The 19,319-nt window shown below is 44.5% G+C and carries 19 protein-coding genes and 1 pseudogene; 5 read left to right on the top strand and 15 right to left on the bottom strand.

The window, feature by feature from the left end:
• Positions 1-48 precede the first annotated feature (48 nt).
• The 15 genes and pseudogenes from NYE43_RS20620 to NYE43_RS20695 all read right to left on the bottom strand — a co-directional run bounded on the left by NYE43_RS20620 (position 49) and on the right by NYE43_RS20695 (position 13,071).
• Complete coding sequence (locus NYE43_RS20620; protein ID WP_326323535.1) at positions 49-984, bottom strand: DMT family transporter; 936 nt, start codon at positions 982-984, stop codon at positions 49-51.
• Positions 985-1,143: 159 nt separating this feature from the next.
• On the bottom strand, positions 1,144-1,590 hold the full coding sequence (locus tag NYE43_RS20625) for a universal stress protein (RefSeq protein WP_024123397.1): 447 nt from the start codon (positions 1,588-1,590) through the stop codon (positions 1,144-1,146).
• A 102-nt stretch (positions 1,591-1,692) separates the two neighbouring features.
• Entirely contained in the window at positions 1,693-3,102 is a 1,410-nt protein-coding gene (gene bglH, locus NYE43_RS20630) for an aryl-phospho-beta-d-glucosidase (RefSeq protein ID WP_326323534.1), read from the bottom strand.
• A gap of 26 nt (positions 3,103-3,128) precedes the next feature.
• Positions 3,129-4,967, bottom strand: a complete 1,839-nt coding sequence (locus tag NYE43_RS20635; RefSeq protein WP_326323533.1) for a beta-glucoside-specific PTS transporter subunit IIABC — start codon at positions 4,965-4,967, stop codon at positions 3,129-3,131.
• A 395-nt stretch (positions 4,968-5,362) separates the two neighbouring features.
• On the bottom strand, positions 5,363-5,665 hold the full coding sequence (locus tag NYE43_RS20640; RefSeq protein WP_024123401.1) for a contact-dependent growth inhibition system immunity protein: 303 nt from the start codon (positions 5,663-5,665) through the stop codon (positions 5,363-5,365).
• Positions 5,666-5,750: 85 nt separating this feature from the next.
• A pseudogene (locus tag NYE43_RS20645) lies at positions 5,751-5,837 on the bottom strand (hypothetical protein); the annotation flags it as partial.
• On the bottom strand, positions 5,834-6,280 hold the full coding sequence (locus NYE43_RS20650; protein ID WP_216394697.1) for a hypothetical protein: 447 nt from the start codon (positions 6,278-6,280) through the stop codon (positions 5,834-5,836). The gene NYE43_RS20650 and the pseudogene NYE43_RS20645, both read right to left, overlap by 4 nt.
• Positions 6,281-6,603: 323 nt before the next feature.
• On the bottom strand, positions 6,604-6,807 hold the full coding sequence (locus NYE43_RS20660) for a DUF2247 family protein (protein ID WP_253295362.1): 204 nt from the start codon (positions 6,805-6,807) through the stop codon (positions 6,604-6,606).
• A gap of 222 nt (positions 6,808-7,029) precedes the next feature.
• Entirely contained in the window at positions 7,030-7,443 is a 414-nt protein-coding gene (locus NYE43_RS20665; protein ID WP_341062578.1) for a hypothetical protein, read from the bottom strand.
• A gap of 244 nt (positions 7,444-7,687) precedes the next feature.
• Positions 7,688-8,020: a hypothetical protein gene (locus NYE43_RS20670; protein WP_216394699.1), complete on the bottom strand. Its 333-nt coding sequence runs from the start codon at positions 8,018-8,020 to the stop codon at positions 7,688-7,690.
• Between the two features lie 21 nt (positions 8,021-8,041).
• Positions 8,042-9,622 carry a T7SS effector LXG polymorphic toxin gene (locus NYE43_RS20675; RefSeq protein WP_341062579.1) on the bottom strand — a complete coding sequence of 527 codons (1,581 nt, stop codon included), beginning with the start codon at positions 9,620-9,622 and terminating at the stop codon, positions 8,042-8,044.
• A gap of 19 nt (positions 9,623-9,641) precedes the next feature.
• Positions 9,642-9,911 carry a YwqI/YxiC family protein gene (locus tag NYE43_RS20680; protein ID WP_341062580.1) on the bottom strand — a complete coding sequence of 90 codons (270 nt, stop codon included), beginning with the start codon at positions 9,909-9,911 and terminating at the stop codon, positions 9,642-9,644.
• Between the two features lie 11 nt (positions 9,912-9,922).
• On the bottom strand, positions 9,923-10,288 hold the full coding sequence (locus NYE43_RS20685) for a YwqH-like family protein (RefSeq protein ID WP_041334052.1): 366 nt from the start codon (positions 10,286-10,288) through the stop codon (positions 9,923-9,925).
• Positions 10,289-10,593: 305 nt separating this feature from the next.
• Entirely contained in the window at positions 10,594-12,012 is a 1,419-nt protein-coding gene (locus tag NYE43_RS20690) for a glycoside hydrolase family 43 protein (protein ID WP_341062582.1), read from the bottom strand.
• 69 nt (positions 12,013-12,081) lie between these two features.
• A complete protein-coding gene (locus NYE43_RS20695; RefSeq protein WP_341062583.1) occupies positions 12,082-13,071 on the bottom strand; it encodes a Gfo/Idh/MocA family protein in 990 nt (329 codons plus the stop codon).
• Between the two features lie 227 nt (positions 13,072-13,298).
• Here NYE43_RS20695 and hutP point away from each other — a divergent pair, with 227 nt between their 5' ends.
• The 5 genes from hutP (at position 13,299) to hutG (ending at position 19,269) form a co-directional block, all read left to right on the top strand.
• Positions 13,299-13,745: a hut operon transcriptional regulator HutP gene (gene hutP, locus NYE43_RS20700; RefSeq protein WP_127696305.1), complete on the top strand. Its 447-nt coding sequence runs from the start codon at positions 13,299-13,301 to the stop codon at positions 13,743-13,745.
• Positions 13,746-13,857: 112 nt separating this feature from the next.
• Positions 13,858-15,384, top strand: a complete 1,527-nt coding sequence (hutH, locus tag NYE43_RS20705) for a histidine ammonia-lyase (protein WP_341062585.1) — start codon at positions 13,858-13,860, stop codon at positions 15,382-15,384.
• Positions 15,381-17,039 (top strand): urocanate hydratase, encoded by a 1,659-nt coding sequence (hutU, locus tag NYE43_RS20710; RefSeq protein ID WP_326323529.1) that lies wholly within the window; start codon positions 15,381-15,383, stop codon positions 17,037-17,039. Before hutH ends, hutU begins: the two co-directional genes overlap by 4 nt.
• Positions 17,040-17,051: 12 nt before the next feature.
• Positions 17,052-18,317, top strand: a complete 1,266-nt coding sequence (gene hutI / locus NYE43_RS20715) for an imidazolonepropionase (protein WP_198098216.1) — start codon at positions 17,052-17,054, stop codon at positions 18,315-18,317.
• Entirely contained in the window at positions 18,310-19,269 is a 960-nt protein-coding gene (gene hutG / locus NYE43_RS20720) for a formimidoylglutamase (RefSeq protein WP_326323528.1), read from the top strand. The genes hutI and hutG overlap by 8 nt, the downstream gene beginning before the upstream one ends.
• The last annotated feature ends 50 nt before the right edge of the window (positions 19,270-19,319 follow it).

Here is a 19,319-nt window from a genome sequence, read left to right on the forward strand (position 1 = left end):
CCAAAAAACCAAAAAAAGGCCCATTTAAGGCCTTTACACTTTTTTCTATCATGATTGAAATTGTTCTAAATCCTTTTCTTCAGCAGCTGCATCCGCCTTCCCCTGCCTCCTGACAAGCGTCAAAGCCATACCCGCAAAGATCATTGCAATGCCGAGTGTCTGAAAAAGATCCGGGCGGAATCCCGTAAACACGGTATCGAGCACGATCGCGACAGCGGGGTCGAGGAAGACAATGACCGAAATAAATTTCGTTGATAAAAATCGCAAACTGTCAAAAAACAGCAAATACACAATACCTGTATGAATAATACCAGTGGAGACGACCATGATCCAGTTTCCCTGAGACAGGTTTGCAAAAGCGCCGAAGTGAATAAACGGAATCAGGATGATAACCCCTAAACCGGTTTGCAGGAAGGTGGTCGTGTAAGGACTGAGGTTGTGAATGCCTTTTCCCAATAAAGTGGTGAACGCATAAAACAGTGCGGCGAGAACTGCCCATATGATCCCTGATCCCATCAGCTGTGTCAATGAAGTGCTGCCGTTAATCCCGGAAATCAGCGCCGTTCCAAGAAAGCAGATGATAATGGAGCTGACGGAGATCACATTTAATTTTTCTCTATAGATAATACTCCCCAGGAGAAGAACAAGCACAGGTGCAAGGTGGTATACAGAGATGGCAATTGTAACTGACGTTTCTTCAAAAGACTTAAATAAGAAGACCCAATTGAATACCAGAAAGAAACCGCATGCTAATGTTTGAAGGACTTCCCGCTTGCTCCATTTTTCATTTTTATGCTGACCGGACACCAGCCAGCAGAAGCTTAAAAATAGCGTCGCGCAAAGGCAGCGGACAAAGACCAATTCAAATGACTGCAAATTGGTATGCTCAGAGAAAAAGCCGATAGAACCGAAAATCACCATGGAAATGACCATTTTCAACACGGCTGTTGATTTTTGTTTTTGTAATATGAGATTTTGCTGCATCAAATGCCCCCCCAGTGTAGCTATCTTCAGATATAAGAGAAAATCCTCTTTTTTACATATTGATACTATTATAAAGGAAGCAGTTCCATAAATCACCCAGAGTTATTTTACGAATCTATACATAAAAAAAGCGCCTTGTAGGCGCTTTTTTCTTCTTATCTATCGAACAATTAAAACCGGACAAGTTGATAATTGAGACACTTTATGGCTGACGCTTCCAAGCATCATTTCTTTCAGGCCGCTGATGCCCCGGCTTCCTACTACGATCAGGCTAACGCCTTTCTCTTTTGCGGTATTTAAAATTTCGTGTGCCGGCTCTCCCTGTGCGTAAATGATGTCGGCTTGAACACCGCTCTCGGCCGCTTTCGCTTTCGCGTTCTCAAGGATGTGTAAGCCTTCTTTTTTCACTTCTTGCCTGATTTCATCAATAAAATGTTCTGGTACATAGACAATCCCGGTCAGAGAAGAAGTCGCTACGACGGCTTCTCTCCCCACATGAAGGATGCTTAGTTCTGCCTGCTGTTCTTTTGCCAGATGCACTGCGGCATCAAGGGCTTTTGCACTCATTTCTGACCCGTCAATCGCAACTAACATTTTGTTAAACATACGCTTCCCGCCTTTCGGACTGTGGGTGGTTCATCTTTCTCTTTTATTGTCCGCCTGCTGTCTGTTATTGTCAATTGGGGTGTATGTTTATTCATAAAGTTGTCAGAGACTTTCTCCGTTTGTGGCAATGACCTGCTGATACCAGCCGAAGCTTTTTTTCTTGATGCGATTCAATGTTCCGTTCCCCTCATTGTCTCGATCAACATAAATGTAGCCATAGCGTTTTTTCATTTCGGCAGTGGACGCGCTGACAAGGTCAATCGGTCCCCATGATGTGTATCCGATCAGCTCAACACCGTCAGCAATCGCTTCACGCGCTTCCATTAAGTGGTCCCGCAGATAGTCAATTCTGTAATCATCGTGAATGGAGCCGTCCTCCTCAACTTTGTCTGCCGCGCCAAGGCCGTTTTCCACGATAAACAGCGGCTTCTGATAGCGGTCGTATAACGTGTTGAGCGTGATGCGCAAGCCTTTCGGGTCAATCTGCCAGCCCCATTCTGATGATTTAAGATATGGATTTTTCACACCGCCCAGCAGATTGCCCCCTGATTTCGCAAGATCTTCAGGATCGGTGCTCGCCGCCATGGACATGTAGTAGCTAAATCCGATGTAATCGACCGTATGTTTTTTCAACAATTCCTCATCGCCTTCAGCCATTTCAATTTCAATATTGTTTTCTGCCAGATAGCGTTTCATATATCCCGGGTACGCACCTCTTGCCTGCACATCTGAGAAGAAAAGTGTTTTGCGCTCATTCTCCATTGCCGCGAAGACATCCTCCGGCTTAGAGGTCATCGGATAGGTTGTTGTCGCGGCGATCATACAGCCAATTTTTGAGTCGGGAATGATCTCATGCCCCGCTTTAACGGCAAGGGCGCTGGCGACAAACTGGTGATGTGCGGCCTGGTACATCGCGTTCAATTGATGTTCTCCTTCTTCAAAAACAAGACCGCCGCCTGTAAACGGTGCATGGAGGACCACATTAATTTCGTTGAATGTCATCCAGTACTTCACTTTGTGTTGATAGCGTTTGAAAACAGTTCTGGCATAGCGTTCATAAAACTCTATGACTTTGCGGTTCTTCCAGCCGCCATAATGTTTCACAAGACCGAGCGGCATTTCATAATGAGAGATGGTCACGACTGGCTCAATATGATGCTTTAACAGCTCATCAAACAGATCGTCATAAAATTTGAGGCCTTCTTCATTTGGCTCCTCTTCATCGCCATTCGGAAAAATTCTTGTCCACGCAATCGAAGTCCGGAACGCTTTGAAACCCATTTCTGCAAATAAGGCAATATCCTCTTTATAACGATGATAAAAATCAATTCCGGTATGATACAGATTTAAAGAAGTCATCGATTCATCAAATGGAGACATGATGCCGTTCGGTGATACATCAGCTGTCGAAAGTCCCTTGCCGCCCTTGTTATAAGCACCCTCCACTTGGTTGGCAGCGACCGCGCCGCCCCATAAAAACCCTTCTGGAAATCGTTTTGCATTTGCACTCATTACAGTTCACCTCATCAGTTTATTTTTTAAGATAAAGCAAGCAATGCTTCTTTTATTTGAACCCTGCCGATTTCTTTTACCGGCGAAAATGAATATCGGTCTGTGTTAGTGACGATAACCGGGGTGATCACGTCATATCCAGCTGCTTTAATCTGTTCCAGATCAAAGGAAACGAGCGGATCTCCAGGCGAGACCTTGTCGCCTTCTTTGACATGAGACGTGAACCATTGGCCCTCCAGTTTGACAGTGTCCACTCCAATGTGTATGAGGATTTCAGCTCCCTGATCACTCGTAATGCCAATGGCATGCTTTGTTTTAAAAACAGTGGTAACGCTTCCATTCACAGGAGAAACCACTTCTCCTTCTTCCGGCTCAATAGCAAATCCTTTTCCCATAATCCCGGCAGAAAACACTCCGTCATTGACTTCGCTTAATACCTTGACTTCACCTTTAATCGGACTGTGAATGATTTCTCCGCTGCCCTCATGGCCATTTGTCACAGAAGGCTGCTGATCACTTTCAGACGGTACATCCTCGAATCCAATAAGATAAGCTGCCGCTGTTCCCGCAACAAACGCAATCACAAGACCAATTATCGCGTAAATAAACGTTGGGCCGATAAAGACCGGGATACTCGGCAGCCCTGCGTTGCCTCCGACAATGTAGGAAGCGACACCCGTAACGCCGTAAAATGCGCCGCCAGCCGCACCGCCAAGTAAAGCGGCCGCAAACGGTTTTTTCAATCGCATATTAACGCCGTACATCGCGGGTTCTGTAATTCCCATCAGCGCCGTCACACTTGTGGTAAGCGCAAGCGATTTAAATTTCTTATTTCTGGAGCGAAGAAAAACCGCAAAAGATGCGCCGGCCTGCCCCATATTCGCCAAAAACATGGCGGGCAGCAAATAATCATGGCCGTTTTGCGCGATGTTGTTAATCATAATCGGCACCAATGCATAATGCATGCCCGTCATAATGATCAAAGAGAACGTTCCCGCAAGCAAAATCATCGCCACAAGCCCGGCATGAGCAAATAAGTAGTTTACGCCGACAGACAAGTATTCTCCTAAAATAGCACCCAGCGGACCAACTGTAATCAATGTCAGCGGCACGACGATCAACAATGTCAGAGTCGGAACGACAATCAATTTGAGAGAAGAATGCGTGATTCGGTCAATCCACTTTTCCACATACGATGCGATCCAAATCGCAAGCAAAATCGGGATGACCGTTGATGAATAAGTGGCAGCGGTTACAGGAAGCCCGATAAAGGATATCGGTTTCCCCGAACCAAGCAGGGCTGTCAAATTCGGATGCAGAATCGCCGCTGCAATCGCCGCCGCTACATACGGATTGCTTCCAAACTTTCTCGCCGCACTCATCGCAAGCAGGAGCGGAAGAAAGTAGAACGCACCGTCACCAACAGCTGACAGAATGACATGGACCTGGCTTTCCTCCGCCATCCAGCCGAATGTGACCGCTAGCGCAACAAGCCCTTTGATCATCCCCGCTCCCGCAATCGCAGGCAGAATCGGTGTAAACACACCAGAAATCACATCAAAGACCGCACTCAGCACATTTTTTTTCTGGCCAGATGCCCCGGCGCTCTTTTCATCACTGAGGCTGCTGTTTTGCAAAATCGCCTGATACACCTTCGGCACATCATTTCCGATGATAATTTGAAACTGCTCGCCGCTGATATTGGTGCCCATCACACCCGGCAGCTGCTCCAATTGACTCCGGTCCGCTTTCGAATTGTCATAAAGATTAAAACGCAGTCTCGTCATGCAATGAATCACGCGCTGAACGTTTTCTTCACCGCCTACGAGTTGTAATATGTCTCTCGATAATTTATCATAATCCATGTGTATACCTCCTTTTTTTGGGGGAATCAGCTGGATGAAAGGTGGCCGCCTTTCTCCAGCTTTTTGTATTTAATGCTGCATCACCTCCAAAATGAGAATAAAAAAACCTAAATGACACAGATTGCGAGAGTCTCCTCCTGCACCTGTACCATTTAGGTTTTGCCTGCTTTCGCAGTAACAATCCTGACGGGTCGCTGTATTTGTTTTGTAGGTATACTTTAGCACTAGATTTAAGGGATGTCAACGCTTTCATTTTTAGTATTGACTAAGAGTATCGATTCTAGTACAAAGGTAATTATAAAGATTTAACCTTATTATTAACTTCAATAAAAAATTATTGTTATTAAAAAACCTTGAAAGGCATTTTTCCAATCAAGGTTAAGAATTGTTATCGTTTAAATTTTATTTAAAGACTTCTTTATTTGCACTATTCCATTTTTTAGCCAATCAATTGGTTCTAAATTAAACGCAGGAAAATACACGCCATCTGCGCAAGATTGAATGTAATCATTTTTCTCATTATCTGAATGCTCACTTTCTATAAAATCCGTTAAAAAGACAATAGCATCCTCCAAATATTCCTTACTTTCCTCTGCTAATAACTCTTGTAAAGCATCATCGGGAGATTCAATATCCTGATGAAATGTTCCAGCTAAAAACTGAAAAACAGGATCCTCTTGTTTATTGATCGATAACATGTCATCTCGCTCCTTTTAGGGAGAGCTAATGGGATAAATACCCTATATTAGATTAATTTTTCATTTTAAAGCTAAAATGTGTAAATCATTCATCATCTAATAAATCAAGATAATACTGATCGTTCTTTTCTATTTTTCTTAAAAACTCGGTAAGAGAAGTTGCAATTATCACTCTGTAAAATTTAATTCACTGCACTTTTCTTTTATCCATTCTATTCTTTCATCAGCTTCCTCTGTTGATAAAATACCTCGTTTATTTTTGTACTTAATATTTTCTTTTGCCCAGATTAAAATGATCTTGGTATATTCCACTGTCTCTATTGTGCATATACTATCTTCTTCTTCGTCTGCGAAAATATCTTCAACCACAGTTTTATGTTTATCAGAACTAATTATATTTACATTCCCTCCACTTTCGTATATTGGTAATTTTCCAGCTAATACTTTTATTAAATGCTCAATCTCTTCTTTTATGCTATTAAAATCGCTAAATATATCAGCTCCTAACAAATTACTAATGAGGTATCCATTTTTAAGTGGTTCTTCATTTTCCAAATTTAAAATGGCTTCATCATAATCATCATTATATTCAATCGTATATTTATACTTGAGCAATTAAACTATCTCCACTATTTATTACTCACCGCTGGGTGGCGTGCTTTTAACACAAGCAAGACAATGAGTATTTTCCAATCGTACTTTAAAGAGAATTATTTCCCGCTCAGTTTCCAGAAATTCTTTCAGTAGTTCTTTTACTGTATATTTCGAATCAGAAGGATAATAAAATGCATCCGATACATTTCTAAAAAAATTGTGCATATGTTCAGGTTTATTAAAAATAGAAAAAATGTTTTCAATGTCGCTAAACATAATATCATCAGGAGAATAATTATATATATCCTTCAAAACAATGCATAACCATTAATGATATTCTCTATTCATGGCTCCAGAAGACTGTCAGATACTATTTGTTCTAATAAAGCATCTGCTTTTTCTTCAGTTTGTTCCCATGCCAATTCAAGGATATTTTCATCTTTAATATTAAGTTTATTCCCTAGATAATTAACCGCATAACTTGTAACTTCTTGTGAAGAAATTAACTTAAACTGCCTACCAATAAACAATAATCCAGTTACATTCAAATTCATTTTTCTTGATTATCTCAACTGAATACATCCTTCTATCTCTTCCATTCTGGTTCACCTGATACTTTTCCACCTCTTTAACGTAATATTTAAAATTAGGAGCTGATTTTCTACAATAGGAAAAGCTTATTCCACTCCACATCACTGTGTGAGAATAAGCTTTAAAAAGTTATCATTTATTTTTAAGCTTTGTTGCATAAACAATTCTATAACAAAATATTAAGAATGAACCTTCTCAAGGAAGTCTTCAAGTATTTTCTTTACTGGGGCACTTGCTTTTGGCATCTTATCATTTATTCGCTGAAGTATGAATGGATCATTCAGTATCATTTGTTTACTCTCGGGAGTCACAAAGCTTCTTAGAGAATCTATGCATACCTCAAATAGCTCTTCATCATCAATACTAAGTAGTGATAGTAATATTGAAAATTCATGTGAACTTCCGTTATTATCCATACAGTATGCCAGTTTTTTTTGCCATTCCAAAGGTTTAGTAAGTACTTCGCTTTTTAATTTTCCCCAATCATCTGCTCTAAAATCTGACAATATATCGCTTGCAATTATGCAACCATCATCGTACCATGAGCCCTCAGTTGTTTCAGCAGATAAAAGATTATCTAATTCTCTATACATTTTTATCACCTTTCAATCTACATCTCAAAAACTCGATGGACGAGGCGCATTTACCTTTCCTGTTGGATAACCACTAGTTATATCTTTACCATTTTTGATAACATCTATTTCAACTCCATTTTTGATGCTCTATGCCAAGTTGATCTATCCCTTAATCTGGTAGATATAGGTGGTGTGTTTCCAACCTAAAAGAACCTTGAAAGGTTTTAACCAATTTCAAGATCCCAATTTAAAATTTGTTAATTTAATTATCGCTTTTCCACACTATTTGACCATCAGTTAATAAAACTGTACTTGGTGGATCATCATAGAGAGAGATTTCAACCAATGAACTTTTTTCTTGTCTCAACCAATTATATACGTTGCCTTCATTCTGAATCGGTTTGGATAATATTTCATTTACTTTAAATGCGGCTGCATCATATTCTGTATAATTATTATCATCTTCATCCAATCCATTGTCTGTTTCAAAAACAGTATCTAGTTCTCCAATAATCCTTAACCCACTTGCCCATTCTAGTATCAAGTCATTATTTTCATATTTTATTAAAGTTTCAATTAAAGAATCATAACCCATACGATCCCTCTTTTCCTTTTTTTATGGCCTAGATGGTACAATATGCGCTCCGTCTTTTCCATAATGTATTAATCCTTTAGTAGTCTCAACATATTCACCAGTATTACGATCATAATATTTTCCTATTGGTTTTCCAAAGTCTACTCTTTCCCTGCCATTTTTTAAGAAATCGCCTTTCCCTGCATACTTATCAAGCAATTCTTGCGCTTTTTTATTATCTCCATAAAAAATACTTTTGTTTTTCCCATTTGCTATTTCTTGCTTGTAGTTAGGAGTATCGGGAATATGTTTCTCTTGGGCACCCGGCTTTACTTTAACAGGATATCCATTTACTTCACGATACGGCCCTTTAGGTACTGACTTTTTCCCATAAGAAGGAGCACTATTTTCATTATTAACTTTCGTAGTCTTCTTTGCCTTTTTCCCATCATCAATAAGTTTATTAATATTTATTAACTTTTCTAACTTAGCTATTTTCGAAATTGGTACCGCGTGAACAGTTGCAATAATGCGATCTTTACTCGAGACTTTTTCGCCTGTTATAGGATCTCTGCCTGTAGCAGCCCTAAACAGATCATTTATACCTGAAAACTCTACAGCTGTCTCTAAAATTTTCACATATCCGCTCTCATCCACTTTAATGTCCGAAAGCGAGACGACAGGTTCAAGTTTCATATCATTACCTGATATATATACATTGTAAAGTGTATCATTATAAACGACTTGCTTAACCTCTGCAGTTGAGAAATCAGTTTTTATATGTTCACTCGTATTATACACTTTACCATTGATAACGATGATATTTTTATTTACCTTTTTAGAATGATTCGTTTTGACAACTGAATCGACTTTAGACTTTTCTTTCTCGGCTAATTTCTTCAGCATCAACTCCATCGGTGAATCATCAGGCTGCTTCATTTGCGAGTTAATCGCTCCAAAGGTTTGGTTGATCTTTTCTTCTTCCTGTGATTTCAAGATGGAGCCGCTTTTGTAGTCTGTGATTTCAATTTTCGGACCGGTGTACATCGTTTCGAGCTGATCGATATATTTTTTCATCGTTTGAAAATCTGATTTTGCGGTTTCTAGTGCTTGGGTTTGCTGGCCGTCAAATTGAAAGAGCTTATGCAGGGTGTCTGTAATCAGCCGCTCAGCCTGCTCTGTTTCCATCCGAAAAAAGGAATCATTGACTGTCGGCAGGCTGACGATATGATCAACGGCTGATGTCTGGTGATTGACTGCGTCTGTGAGCTGCTCTGTCACTTCTCGTGCATGCTTGACCCCGTGTCTCGCGTCGTGTGAGAGAAAAGCCTCTGCGATCATGCCGTGGGAGTCAGATTCTACAGAGGAAATCGCATGCTGTGTTTGTTTCAGCACTTTTTTATATTCGTCGATAAACATGCCAAAGAAAAGGAGAAAAGGCTTGTGACACTCCTCGTAAAAGGTCCGGATGGCATCTCCGCCTTTTCCTTTTAACGCATCCTTCATGCCTGCCAGATGCTCAACACTTTTTTCCAGCTTCTCCAGCTGCTGTTTCTGCTTGTCCAGTTTTTCAATCGTATGCTGAATGCCCTCGTGAAGAGCGTGGACATCTAATGTTTTCAATCCCTTGTCCTCCCGCGCTTTATTTCATGGAAGATGATATGTTTTCGTCCGTTTCCTTCATGGCGTTTACCGCGCTTTCCGTTTGTGCGATATGCTTGGCCAGAACGGACGCATATGCTTCAGTGAGCTCTTTGATGTCCTCATTTAATTGCTCGATGTACTTTACAACATTCAAATGGTTTCGTCCTGAGATATGGCCGGGCAAGGAGGACTTGAGTTCAGCTGAGTTCTTAAGCTGAGAAAGTCCCTGTTTGACGGTTCCATAGACCATTTTGATTTCCTGTGCCATTTGCGCTCACCTCACTTTTTATGTTTTTCCTTCTCTATTTCATGCTCTATTCTCGTGATTTGGCGTCTTATGGAATAGACGTCTCCCTCTAATGAGTGGATTTTTCCTTCGATGCTTTCGATGATACCGCTGACTTGATCACTTTTGATTTGCTGATATGCTTTGTTCATTCCTTCACGAATATCTTCAAACCGCTCCGCATGTGTTCCTCTCCATGCCTCTCGGTTAAGATGAGGCCGATGAATGAGATGCTGGGCCTCGGAAAATTCGTGTTTGATTTGCCTGATTTCGTGCAGCACTCGTTTTAACTGATGGATCTGTTCCTGTTTTTCATGTAAGTCGGCTTTTACCGAATGTAACAACATTTCACTATGCATGCCGCAACACCTCGTGTTTCTATCAAACTGTGTAAATTCTTTACAATACAGACTATTTTCATATTACATGATGGGTCATATTGGATAAATAGGTAAAAAGGTTTGTCTTGAGAGGTGTTGCACTGGTTCTAATTTGCTAAAAATTCGATCTCATCACCTTATGAGAGGAGAAAACAATCATAGGAGGGACTTTTTATTTAAGTCTTTAATCTCTCTTCCATTTCTATTTTTTCTCCCACTTAACTGTTTCTTATAGTCAATAAAACTCATAAAAAATGCCTTCCTACGAAGGCGCCTTCTCTATCTTATTTAGATCCCCAAACAGCCTCACCACTGCCATTCAACACACTAAACGTCATCACGTTCTTCTCTCTCACCGAATCCCACTGGCGTAAAAATACGCCATTATACGTCTTGCCGGCTAACGTGATTTCGGCTGCGTCATTTCCAGTTTTCTTCCACGTTCCGGTCATTTCCCCGGAAATGGTGTGGTCTTTGTTGAGCTGAATGTTGATGGTTTTTTTGATGTCGGCTGAGATATCTTTTCCGTGCTGGATGAGTTTGTATGTTCCTGTGATGTCTTTTTGCTTTACTTTTTTCAGTGTTTCACCTGCGTATCGATATGGCGCTGCTACCGGCCAGCCGTCTTTGTTCATGAACATCTGGTGGACCCTGACTTCGTGTTCTTCACCTCTGCCCGGGAAGCGGGTGTGGAAGATTAAATAAGAACGGCCGGTTTTTTCGTCATAATAGGCTGAGTTGTGGCCCGGTGAGACGTATCCGGCTCCTTTTTCAGTTTCTGTTTCAAATGAATAGCTGCCCATGAGTTTGACGCCGTACGGCTCAATGGAGCGGTCATCGAAGAATGTGCCTTCTTTGCCTTTGACATCAATCATTGGATTGCCCTCTGCGTCATAATACGGGCCATCTGGTTTTTTGGAGCGGGCGACACGGATGTTGTAGCCGCCTGTTGCGTCTAGACCGCCATATGATAGGTATAAGTAGTAGTAGTTGGTGTCTGGATTGTAGAGGATATATGGGCCTTCGATTCTGCTGTGGTTGCCGCCGAGCAGTTTTTTGCCGTACCCCTGTCCAGGGAGCGGGAAGCCAGTTTTCGGATTCATTTCCAGGATGAAAATGCCGCCTGAATATGAACCGTACACCATCCACAGCTTGCCGTTTTTATCAAAAAAGGTGTGCGGGTCTACGACGTTCGGGTGTTTTGTTGCGTCATACGGTGTTCCGTCATTGCTTGTGCCTTCCATGCCTGATTTCAAAAAGATGCCCTTGTTTTTATAGGGCCCTTCGATGTTGTCAGCGACGGCAACTCCCATGGTGGATCTTGGTGAGTCACCGCGGCAGGCATTGTAGTACATATAGTATTTGCCGTCCGCCAGCTGCGCGACATCAGCCGCCCACAGGGTATCGGATTGCGCCCATTCGAAGGTATCTTTTAATTCTTCATAGACATTGGGAATAAGAGGGTTATTGTTGCTGACACTGCTAGTCAGCTGCTGCCATTGCATGAGGTCATTTGTTTTCGCTGAAGCTAAGTGAGATCCGAAAACGTAAAAGCTGCCGTTCGTCTCAATGATGGAAGGATCATGGACACTGACTTCTTTAAAGGCGGGTTTTTCTGCCTTTTGTGCATGGGCAGCGTTGGGCAGGGTGAAAGCCATGAGAAGAGCAGCAAGAAAACATACACGAAACAATCGGTTGAACATCTGTACAGTTCGCCTCTCTTTTTTATTAAATTTTTAAGCGCTTACATTTCATGAAGGAACACCCGCCCTTTAGGAAGGCCGGATGTTTTCATATTCAAACGGATAGGTGATTCCCCACTGTTGTCTTACATTGTCCATGATGCTCATGACATCCAGGGAGAGACTGATGGTTTGGCTGCCTGTTTGATGCAGGACTGCATTTTGCATATCCTCTACTTCATAGTTCAACCCTTTTGCAGTTTCTCCTTCTTCAATCACCTCTGTTTTTCCATTGGCGTACGTAATGAGTGCTTTGTCCGGCCTTGTAAAATCGTCGACTGTGATAAAGCCGTTTTCTCCAGCGACTACGCCTCTTTTTGGCATTTTTGCGCGCATGGTCAGCGATATGACGGCTATTTCGCTGTCGGTGTTTTTTAAGATGATGCCTGACTGCTCGTCTACACCTGTATCAGTCGGCTTGGCCGTGCTGAGGATCTCATTCGGCTGGCTCGTGAGAAAATATCTTGCGAACGAGAGCGCATAGGCTCCTGTGTCTAAGAGTGCGCCGCCAGCCAGTTCCTGATTAAAGAACCGGTTTGTGACGTCGTATGGCTTGCACGTTCCAAAGGAGACTTGAACCATTTTAAGGGGCCCGATGCGACCCGCCTTTACGATCTCCCGGAGTTTTTTATACAGCGGCATATGGTAGATGGTCATCGCTTCAGATACAATAAGCTGTTTTTCTTTAGCCAAACCGATGATCTCCTTTAGCTGTCTCGCATTGACGGTAATGGCCTTCTCACAAAGAACATGCTTGTGATGCTGAAGGCTTTTCATCATATATTCATAGTGGTTTGAATGCGGAGTGGCAATGTAGACAATATCAACATTCTCATCTAGCAGCAGTTCTTCGTAGCTGTCATAGGCTTTTTCCACATGATGCTCCTTGGCGAACGCCTTGGCTTTATCCAAGCTTCGTGACCCTGCAGCATAGACCGTTCCGTTTACTTCTCTCAGCGCTTTGGCGAAATCTGAGGCGATTGCGCCAAGGCCGATGATTCCCCAATGTAAGCTCTTCACTGCACTTCGCTCCCCTTCTATTTGAACTCATATCTAGAGTACGACAGCAGCCGCCCGCACACCTGTCTTGCTATGGTGTGCAATGTGCTAGATTTCTGCGTCACGATATCACAATACCAATCTAACTTGTTAAAGACTGTAAAAAACCTTTTGACTTCTATTGCTGAAACAATTAATATAATACTCAGTTAATAGTTATCAGAATTTTTAGGAATCGAGTGATTCATATGACACTGCACAAAGAGCGCCGGATCGGCCGGCTGTCTGTTCTTCTGCTGCTTCATGAAGCTGAAGAACGTTCACAGGTCGAGGAGCTGGAGCGAGATGGATGGAAGGTCTGTCTCGGCAAGGTAGGATCAATGGACGCGCATAAAGTAGTAGCCGCAATTGAAACCGCTTCCAAAAAGAGCGGAGTCATTCAATCCGAGGGTTACCGTGAGTCACATGCGCTTTATCATGCGACGATGGAGGCTTTACATGGCGTGACCAGAGGTGAAATGCTGCTTGGATCACTGCTTCGGACGGTTGGCCTGAGGTTCGCCGTTTTGAGGGGAAATCCTTATGAAAGCGAAGCGGAGGGCGATTGGATTGCTGTCTCGCTTTACGGAACAATCGGGGCGCCGATTAAAGGACTTGAGCATGAAACATTCGGCGTTGGAATTAATCACATATGAAACAGCCCATAGATCTTAGACGATAGGGGGCTATGCGTGAAATCAGATTTTCACAGCATAGCCCCTTTTTGTATGGGCGCTTTACCAAAGTAAAGACAAAGGAGTTGGGCTTATGGTGACATTAGACGGTTCTTCATTGACAACAGCCGACGTCGCGCGAGTGCTGTTTGATTTTGAAGAGACAGCGGCTTCCGAAGAAAGTATGGAGCGTGTGAAAAAAAGCAGAGCGGCAGTGGAGCGGATTGTTCACGAAGAAAAGACAATATACGGCATTACCACCGGATTTGGCAAATTCAGTGATGTCCTGATTCAGAAGGAAGACTCGGCGGCGCTGCAGCTGAATTTAATTCTTTCTCATGCCTGCGGAGTCGGCGATCCTTTTCCTGAGTGTGTTTCCAGGGCCATGCTGCTTTTGCGCGCCAATGCGCTGTTAAAAGGGTTTTCCGGTGTACGTGCTGAGCTGATTGAGCAATTGCTTGCTTTTTTAAATAAACGTGTCCATCCTGTCATTCCCCAGCAGGGATCACTTGGTGCAAGCGGGGATCTGGCGCCGCTCTCCCATCTGGCGCTTGCACTGATCGGGCAAGGAGAAGTCTTTTTTGAGGGAGAAAGGATGCCGGCAATGAAAGGCTTGAAAATAGCCGGCATTCAGCCGGTAGCGCTGACATCCAAGGAAGGGCTTGCCCTGATTAACGGCACACAGGCTATGACCGCTATGGGTGTGGTCGCATACATTGAAGCGGAAAAACTAGCCTACCAAACAGAGCGCATTGCCAGCTTAACGATTGAAGGGCTCCGCGGGATTATCGATGCGTTTGACGAGGATATTCACTCCGCCCGCGGCTACCAGGAGCAGATCGATGTCGCAGAACGAATTCGCTTTTATCTATCTGACAGCGGCCTGACGACCTCTCAAGGAGAACTGCGGGTCCAGGATGCCTATTCATTGCGCTGTATTCCGCAAGTGCACGGTGCGACCTGGCAGACATTAGGCTACATGAAGGAAAAATTAGAGATTGAGATGAATGCAGCTACGGACAATCCTCTTATTTTCAATGATGGTGACAAAGTCATTTCTGGCGGAAACTTTCACGGGCAGCCGATCGCCTTTGCCATGGATTTTCTAAAAATCGCAGTATCAGAGCTTGCGAATATCGCAGAGCGCAGGATAGAGCGCCTTGTGAACCCGCAGCTGAATGACCTGCCGCCGTTCCTAAGCCCTCATCCCGGTCTGCAATCCGGTGCAATGATCATGCAGTATGCCGCTGCCTCGCTTGTTTCTGAAAATAAAACACTGGCCCATCCTGCAAGTGTGGATTCTATTCCGTCATCCGCCAACCAAGAAGACCATGTCAGCATGGGAACCATCGCCGCTCGGCATGCTTATCAGGTGATCGCGAATACGAGAAGAGTGATTGCGATTGAAGCGATTTGCGCATTGCAGGCTGTTGAATACAGAGGCATAGAACATGCAGCGTCCTACACCAAACAGCTTTTTCAAGAAATGAGAAAAGTCGTGCCGTCTATTCAGCAGGACCGCGTTTTTTCCTATGACATCGAACGCTTGACTGCCTGGCTGAAGAAGGAATCTTTATTACCATATCAACAGAACGAAGAATTGAGGGGGATGAACATATGACTGATGTAAAAAAATCAATCCGTGCCAACCGGGGGACAGAGCTTGAATGTTTAGGGTGGGAACAAGAGGCGGTGCTTCGGATGCTTCGCAACAACCTTGATCCAGATGTCGCCGAGAAGCCCGAGGACCTAATCGTATACGGCGGGATTGGCAAAGCCGCTCGGGATTGGGATGCATTTCGCGCCATTGAGCATTCTCTGAAAACACTAAAACATGATGAGACGTTGCTCGTGCAATCCGGAAAACCCGTTGGCATGTTCCGTACGCACCCGCAGGCACCGCGCGTGCTTTTAGCAAACTCTGTTCTTGTTCCAAAGTGGGCGAACTGGGAGCATTTCCACGAGCTTGAGAAAAAAGGGTTAATGATGTACGGGCAAATGACAGCTGGCAGCTGGATTTACATTGGCTCACAAGGTATTTTGCAAGGAACGTATGAAACCTTCGCTGAGCTCGCGAGACAGCATTTCGGAGGAACCTTAAAAGGGACATTGACGCTGACAGCAGGTCTCGGCGGAATGGGAGGCGCCCAGCCGCTGTCTGTCACGATGAATGAAGGAGTCGTCATTGCTGTCGAGGTTGACGAGAAACGCATCGACAAGCGGATTGAAACAAAATACTGCGATCGAAAAACAGCATCGATTGAGGAAGCCTTAGCTTGGGCTGAAGAGGCAAAGCTGGCAGGAAAACCTTTGTCCATTGCGCTTCTCGGAAACGCGGCTGAGGTGCATCACACACTTTTGAACCGAGGCGTCAAAATTGATATTGTGACAGATCAAACATCTGCCCATGACCCTTTAATCGGTTATGTTCCCGAGGGCTACTCCCTTGATGAAGCTGACCGTTTGCGTCAAGACAATCCAGAGCTTTACGTGCGCCTTGCGAAGCAAAGCATGAAAAAACATGTCGAAGCCATGCTGGCCTTTCAGCAAAAGGGCTCTATTGTATTTGACTACGGCAACAATATCCGGCAAGTCGCAAAGGATGAAGGGCTGGAGAATGCCTTCGATTTTCAGGGGTTTGTCCCTGCCTACATCCGCCCCTTATTCTGTGAAGGAAAAGGGCCGTTCCGCTGGGCGGCGCTTTCCGGAGATCCGGCAGATATTTACCGTACGGATGCGTTATTAAAAGAACTGTTCCCGACAAATAAAGCCCTTCACCGCTGGATTGATATGGCACAGGAAAAAGTCACCTTCCAAGGCTTGCCGTCCCGTATTTGCTGGCTTGGATATGGAGAACGAAAAAAGATGGGCCTCGCCATTAACGAGCTGGTTAGAACCGGGGAGCTAAAAGCGCCTGTCGTGATTGGGAGAGATCATTTGGACTGCGGGTCTGTCGCCTCTCCAAACCGGGAGACAGAAGCGATGAAGGACGGAAGTGACGCTGTCGGCGATTGGGCTGTACTCAATGCGCTTGTCAACACGGCGGCGGGTGCAAGCTGGGTTTCCTTCCACCATGGCGGCGGTGTTGGAATGGGCTATTCCCTGCATGCCGGCATGGTTGCCGTTGCCGATGGAAGTGAGCTGGCTGACGAGCGGCTCGCCCGTGTCTTAACGAGCGACCCGGGCATGGGTATTATCCGCCACGCGGATGCGGGTTATGAACGTGCCGTTGAAGTAGCGAAGGAACAGGACATTATCGTGCCGATGCAAAAATAAGGGAGTGATGACATGTCGAAACAAATTGATACGATTCTCATCAACATCGGTCAGCTTTTGACGATGGAAAGCAGCGGCCCGCACGCGGGCAAAAGCATGCAGGATCTTCATGTGATCGAAGACGCTGTTGTCGGAATCCACGAACAGAAGATTGTGTTCGCCGGAAAAAAAGGGACTGAAGCCGATTACGAGGCAGACGACATCATTGACTGTTCGGGACGGCTTGTAACGCCGGGCCTCGTCGATCCGCATACCCATCTTGTATTTGGCGGATCTCGGGAAAAGGAGATGAATCTAAAGCTTCAGGGCATCTCCTATTTAGATATTCTGGCGCAGGGAGGCGGTATTTTGTCCACTGTCAAAGACACCCGGACCGCCTCAGAAGAAGAGCTGCTGCAAAAAGGCCGTTTTCATCTGCAAAGAATGCTGTCATACGGCACGACCACGGCTGAAGTGAAGAGCGGCTACGGCTTAGATAAAGATACAGAGCTGAAACAATTGCGTGTCGTGAAAAAACTGCATGAGAGCCAGCCCATTGACCTTGTCTCCACTTTCATGGGAGCTCATGCCATTCCTCCTGAAGATAAGGACAGCCCCGATGAATTTTTAGATCGCATGCTGGATCTCTTGCCAGAAATAAAAGAGGAAGAGCTCGCAGCCTTTGCAGATATTTTTACAGAAACAGGCGTTTTTACAGTCAGTCAATCCCGACGTTACTTAAAAAAAGCGGCTGAGGCGGGATTCGGATTAAAAATCCACGCTGATGAAATTGATCCTCTTGGAGGAGCTGAATTAGCGGCTGAGCTAAGAGCTGTCTCAGCCGATCATTTGGTGGGCGCCTCTGATGAAGGCATACAGCAAATGGCTGAATCAGGAACCATCGCCGTCCTCTTGCCGGGCACGACATTTTATCTCGGCAAACACACATATGCCAGGGCAAGAGACATGATTGATGCGGGCGTACGTGTGAGCCTGGCAACGGACTTTAACCCGGGCAGCTCCCCAACTGAAAATATTCAGCTGATCATGTCGATTGCCGCGCTTCATCTGAAAATGACCGCAGAAGAAATATGGCATGCCGTCACAGTCAACGCCGCATATGCCATAGGAAAAGGCGAAGAAGCAGGGCAGCTCAAAGCTGGCCGCTCAGCTGATCTAGTCATTTGGCAAGCCTCGAATTACATGTATATTCCGTATCACTACGGCGTCAATCATGTACATCAAGTCATGAAAAACGGAACAATTGTTGTCAACAGGGAGGGAGCCATTCTTGGATAAATACCCTTTTCTCAGAGAGGCCGGTTCATCGTTTAAAGACCGGGATGTAACGAAAATGAGCGATCTGATAGAAAAATGGGATGGCCAAGGCATTAAGGGGCCGGCGCTGATAGGTGTCCCCCTGTCAAAATCATCCATCAGTCATTCCGGCGCTTCCTTTGCCCCCGGAACAATCCGCCAGGCTCTAAAGCATTCATCGGCTTATTCTGCGGAGCTTGGGGAACATGTCGTATCAGATTTTCTTTATGATCTGGGGGATGTCGATATTCATGTGACTGATATCGTGAAATCACATGATCAAATCTTCCAAACCATGCATGCTCTGCTTTCAGATCACCCAGATTGGGTACCGCTCATACTCGGCGGAGATAACTCCATCAGCTACTCCACCATAAAAGCGATTGCGCAAACGAAAGGAACGACAGCCGTTATTCAATTTGATGCCCATCATGATGTGCGGAACACGGAGGACGGAGGGCCGACAAACGGCACCCCCTTCCGCCGCCTTTTGGATGAAGAGATCATAGAAGGCCAGCATTTGATTCAACTGGGTATCAGAGAATTCAGCAACAGCCTGGCTTATGAAACATACGCGAAAAAACATCACGTGGACATCCGCACGATGGGAATGATTCGTGAAAAAGGACTGATCCCGACCATTAAAGAGATCCTGCCTGCCGTTCAAACTAGAACAGACTTCATTTTTATATCTGTTGATATGGATGTCTTAGACCAGTCCCATGCCCCCGGCTGTCCAGCGATTGGCCCGGGCGGCCTCTATACAGACGAATTACTCGAAGCAATCAAGTACATCGCACAAGAGCCCAATGTCGCAGGGATCGAAATCGTTGAAGTTGATCCCACCCTCGATTTTCGAGATATGACAAGCAGAGCCGCAGCTCACGTTCTGTTACACGCATTAAAAGGAATGAAACGCTCCCGATTCAAGTGATCTTCCGGCAGGTTGTATTTTGGTTACAAGAAAACTCATCTGCCTGATAA

Source organism: Bacillus sp. FSL R5-0434 (assembly GCF_038004745.1).
GTDB lineage: Bacteria > Bacillota > Bacilli > Bacillales > Bacillaceae > Bacillus > Bacillus halotolerans.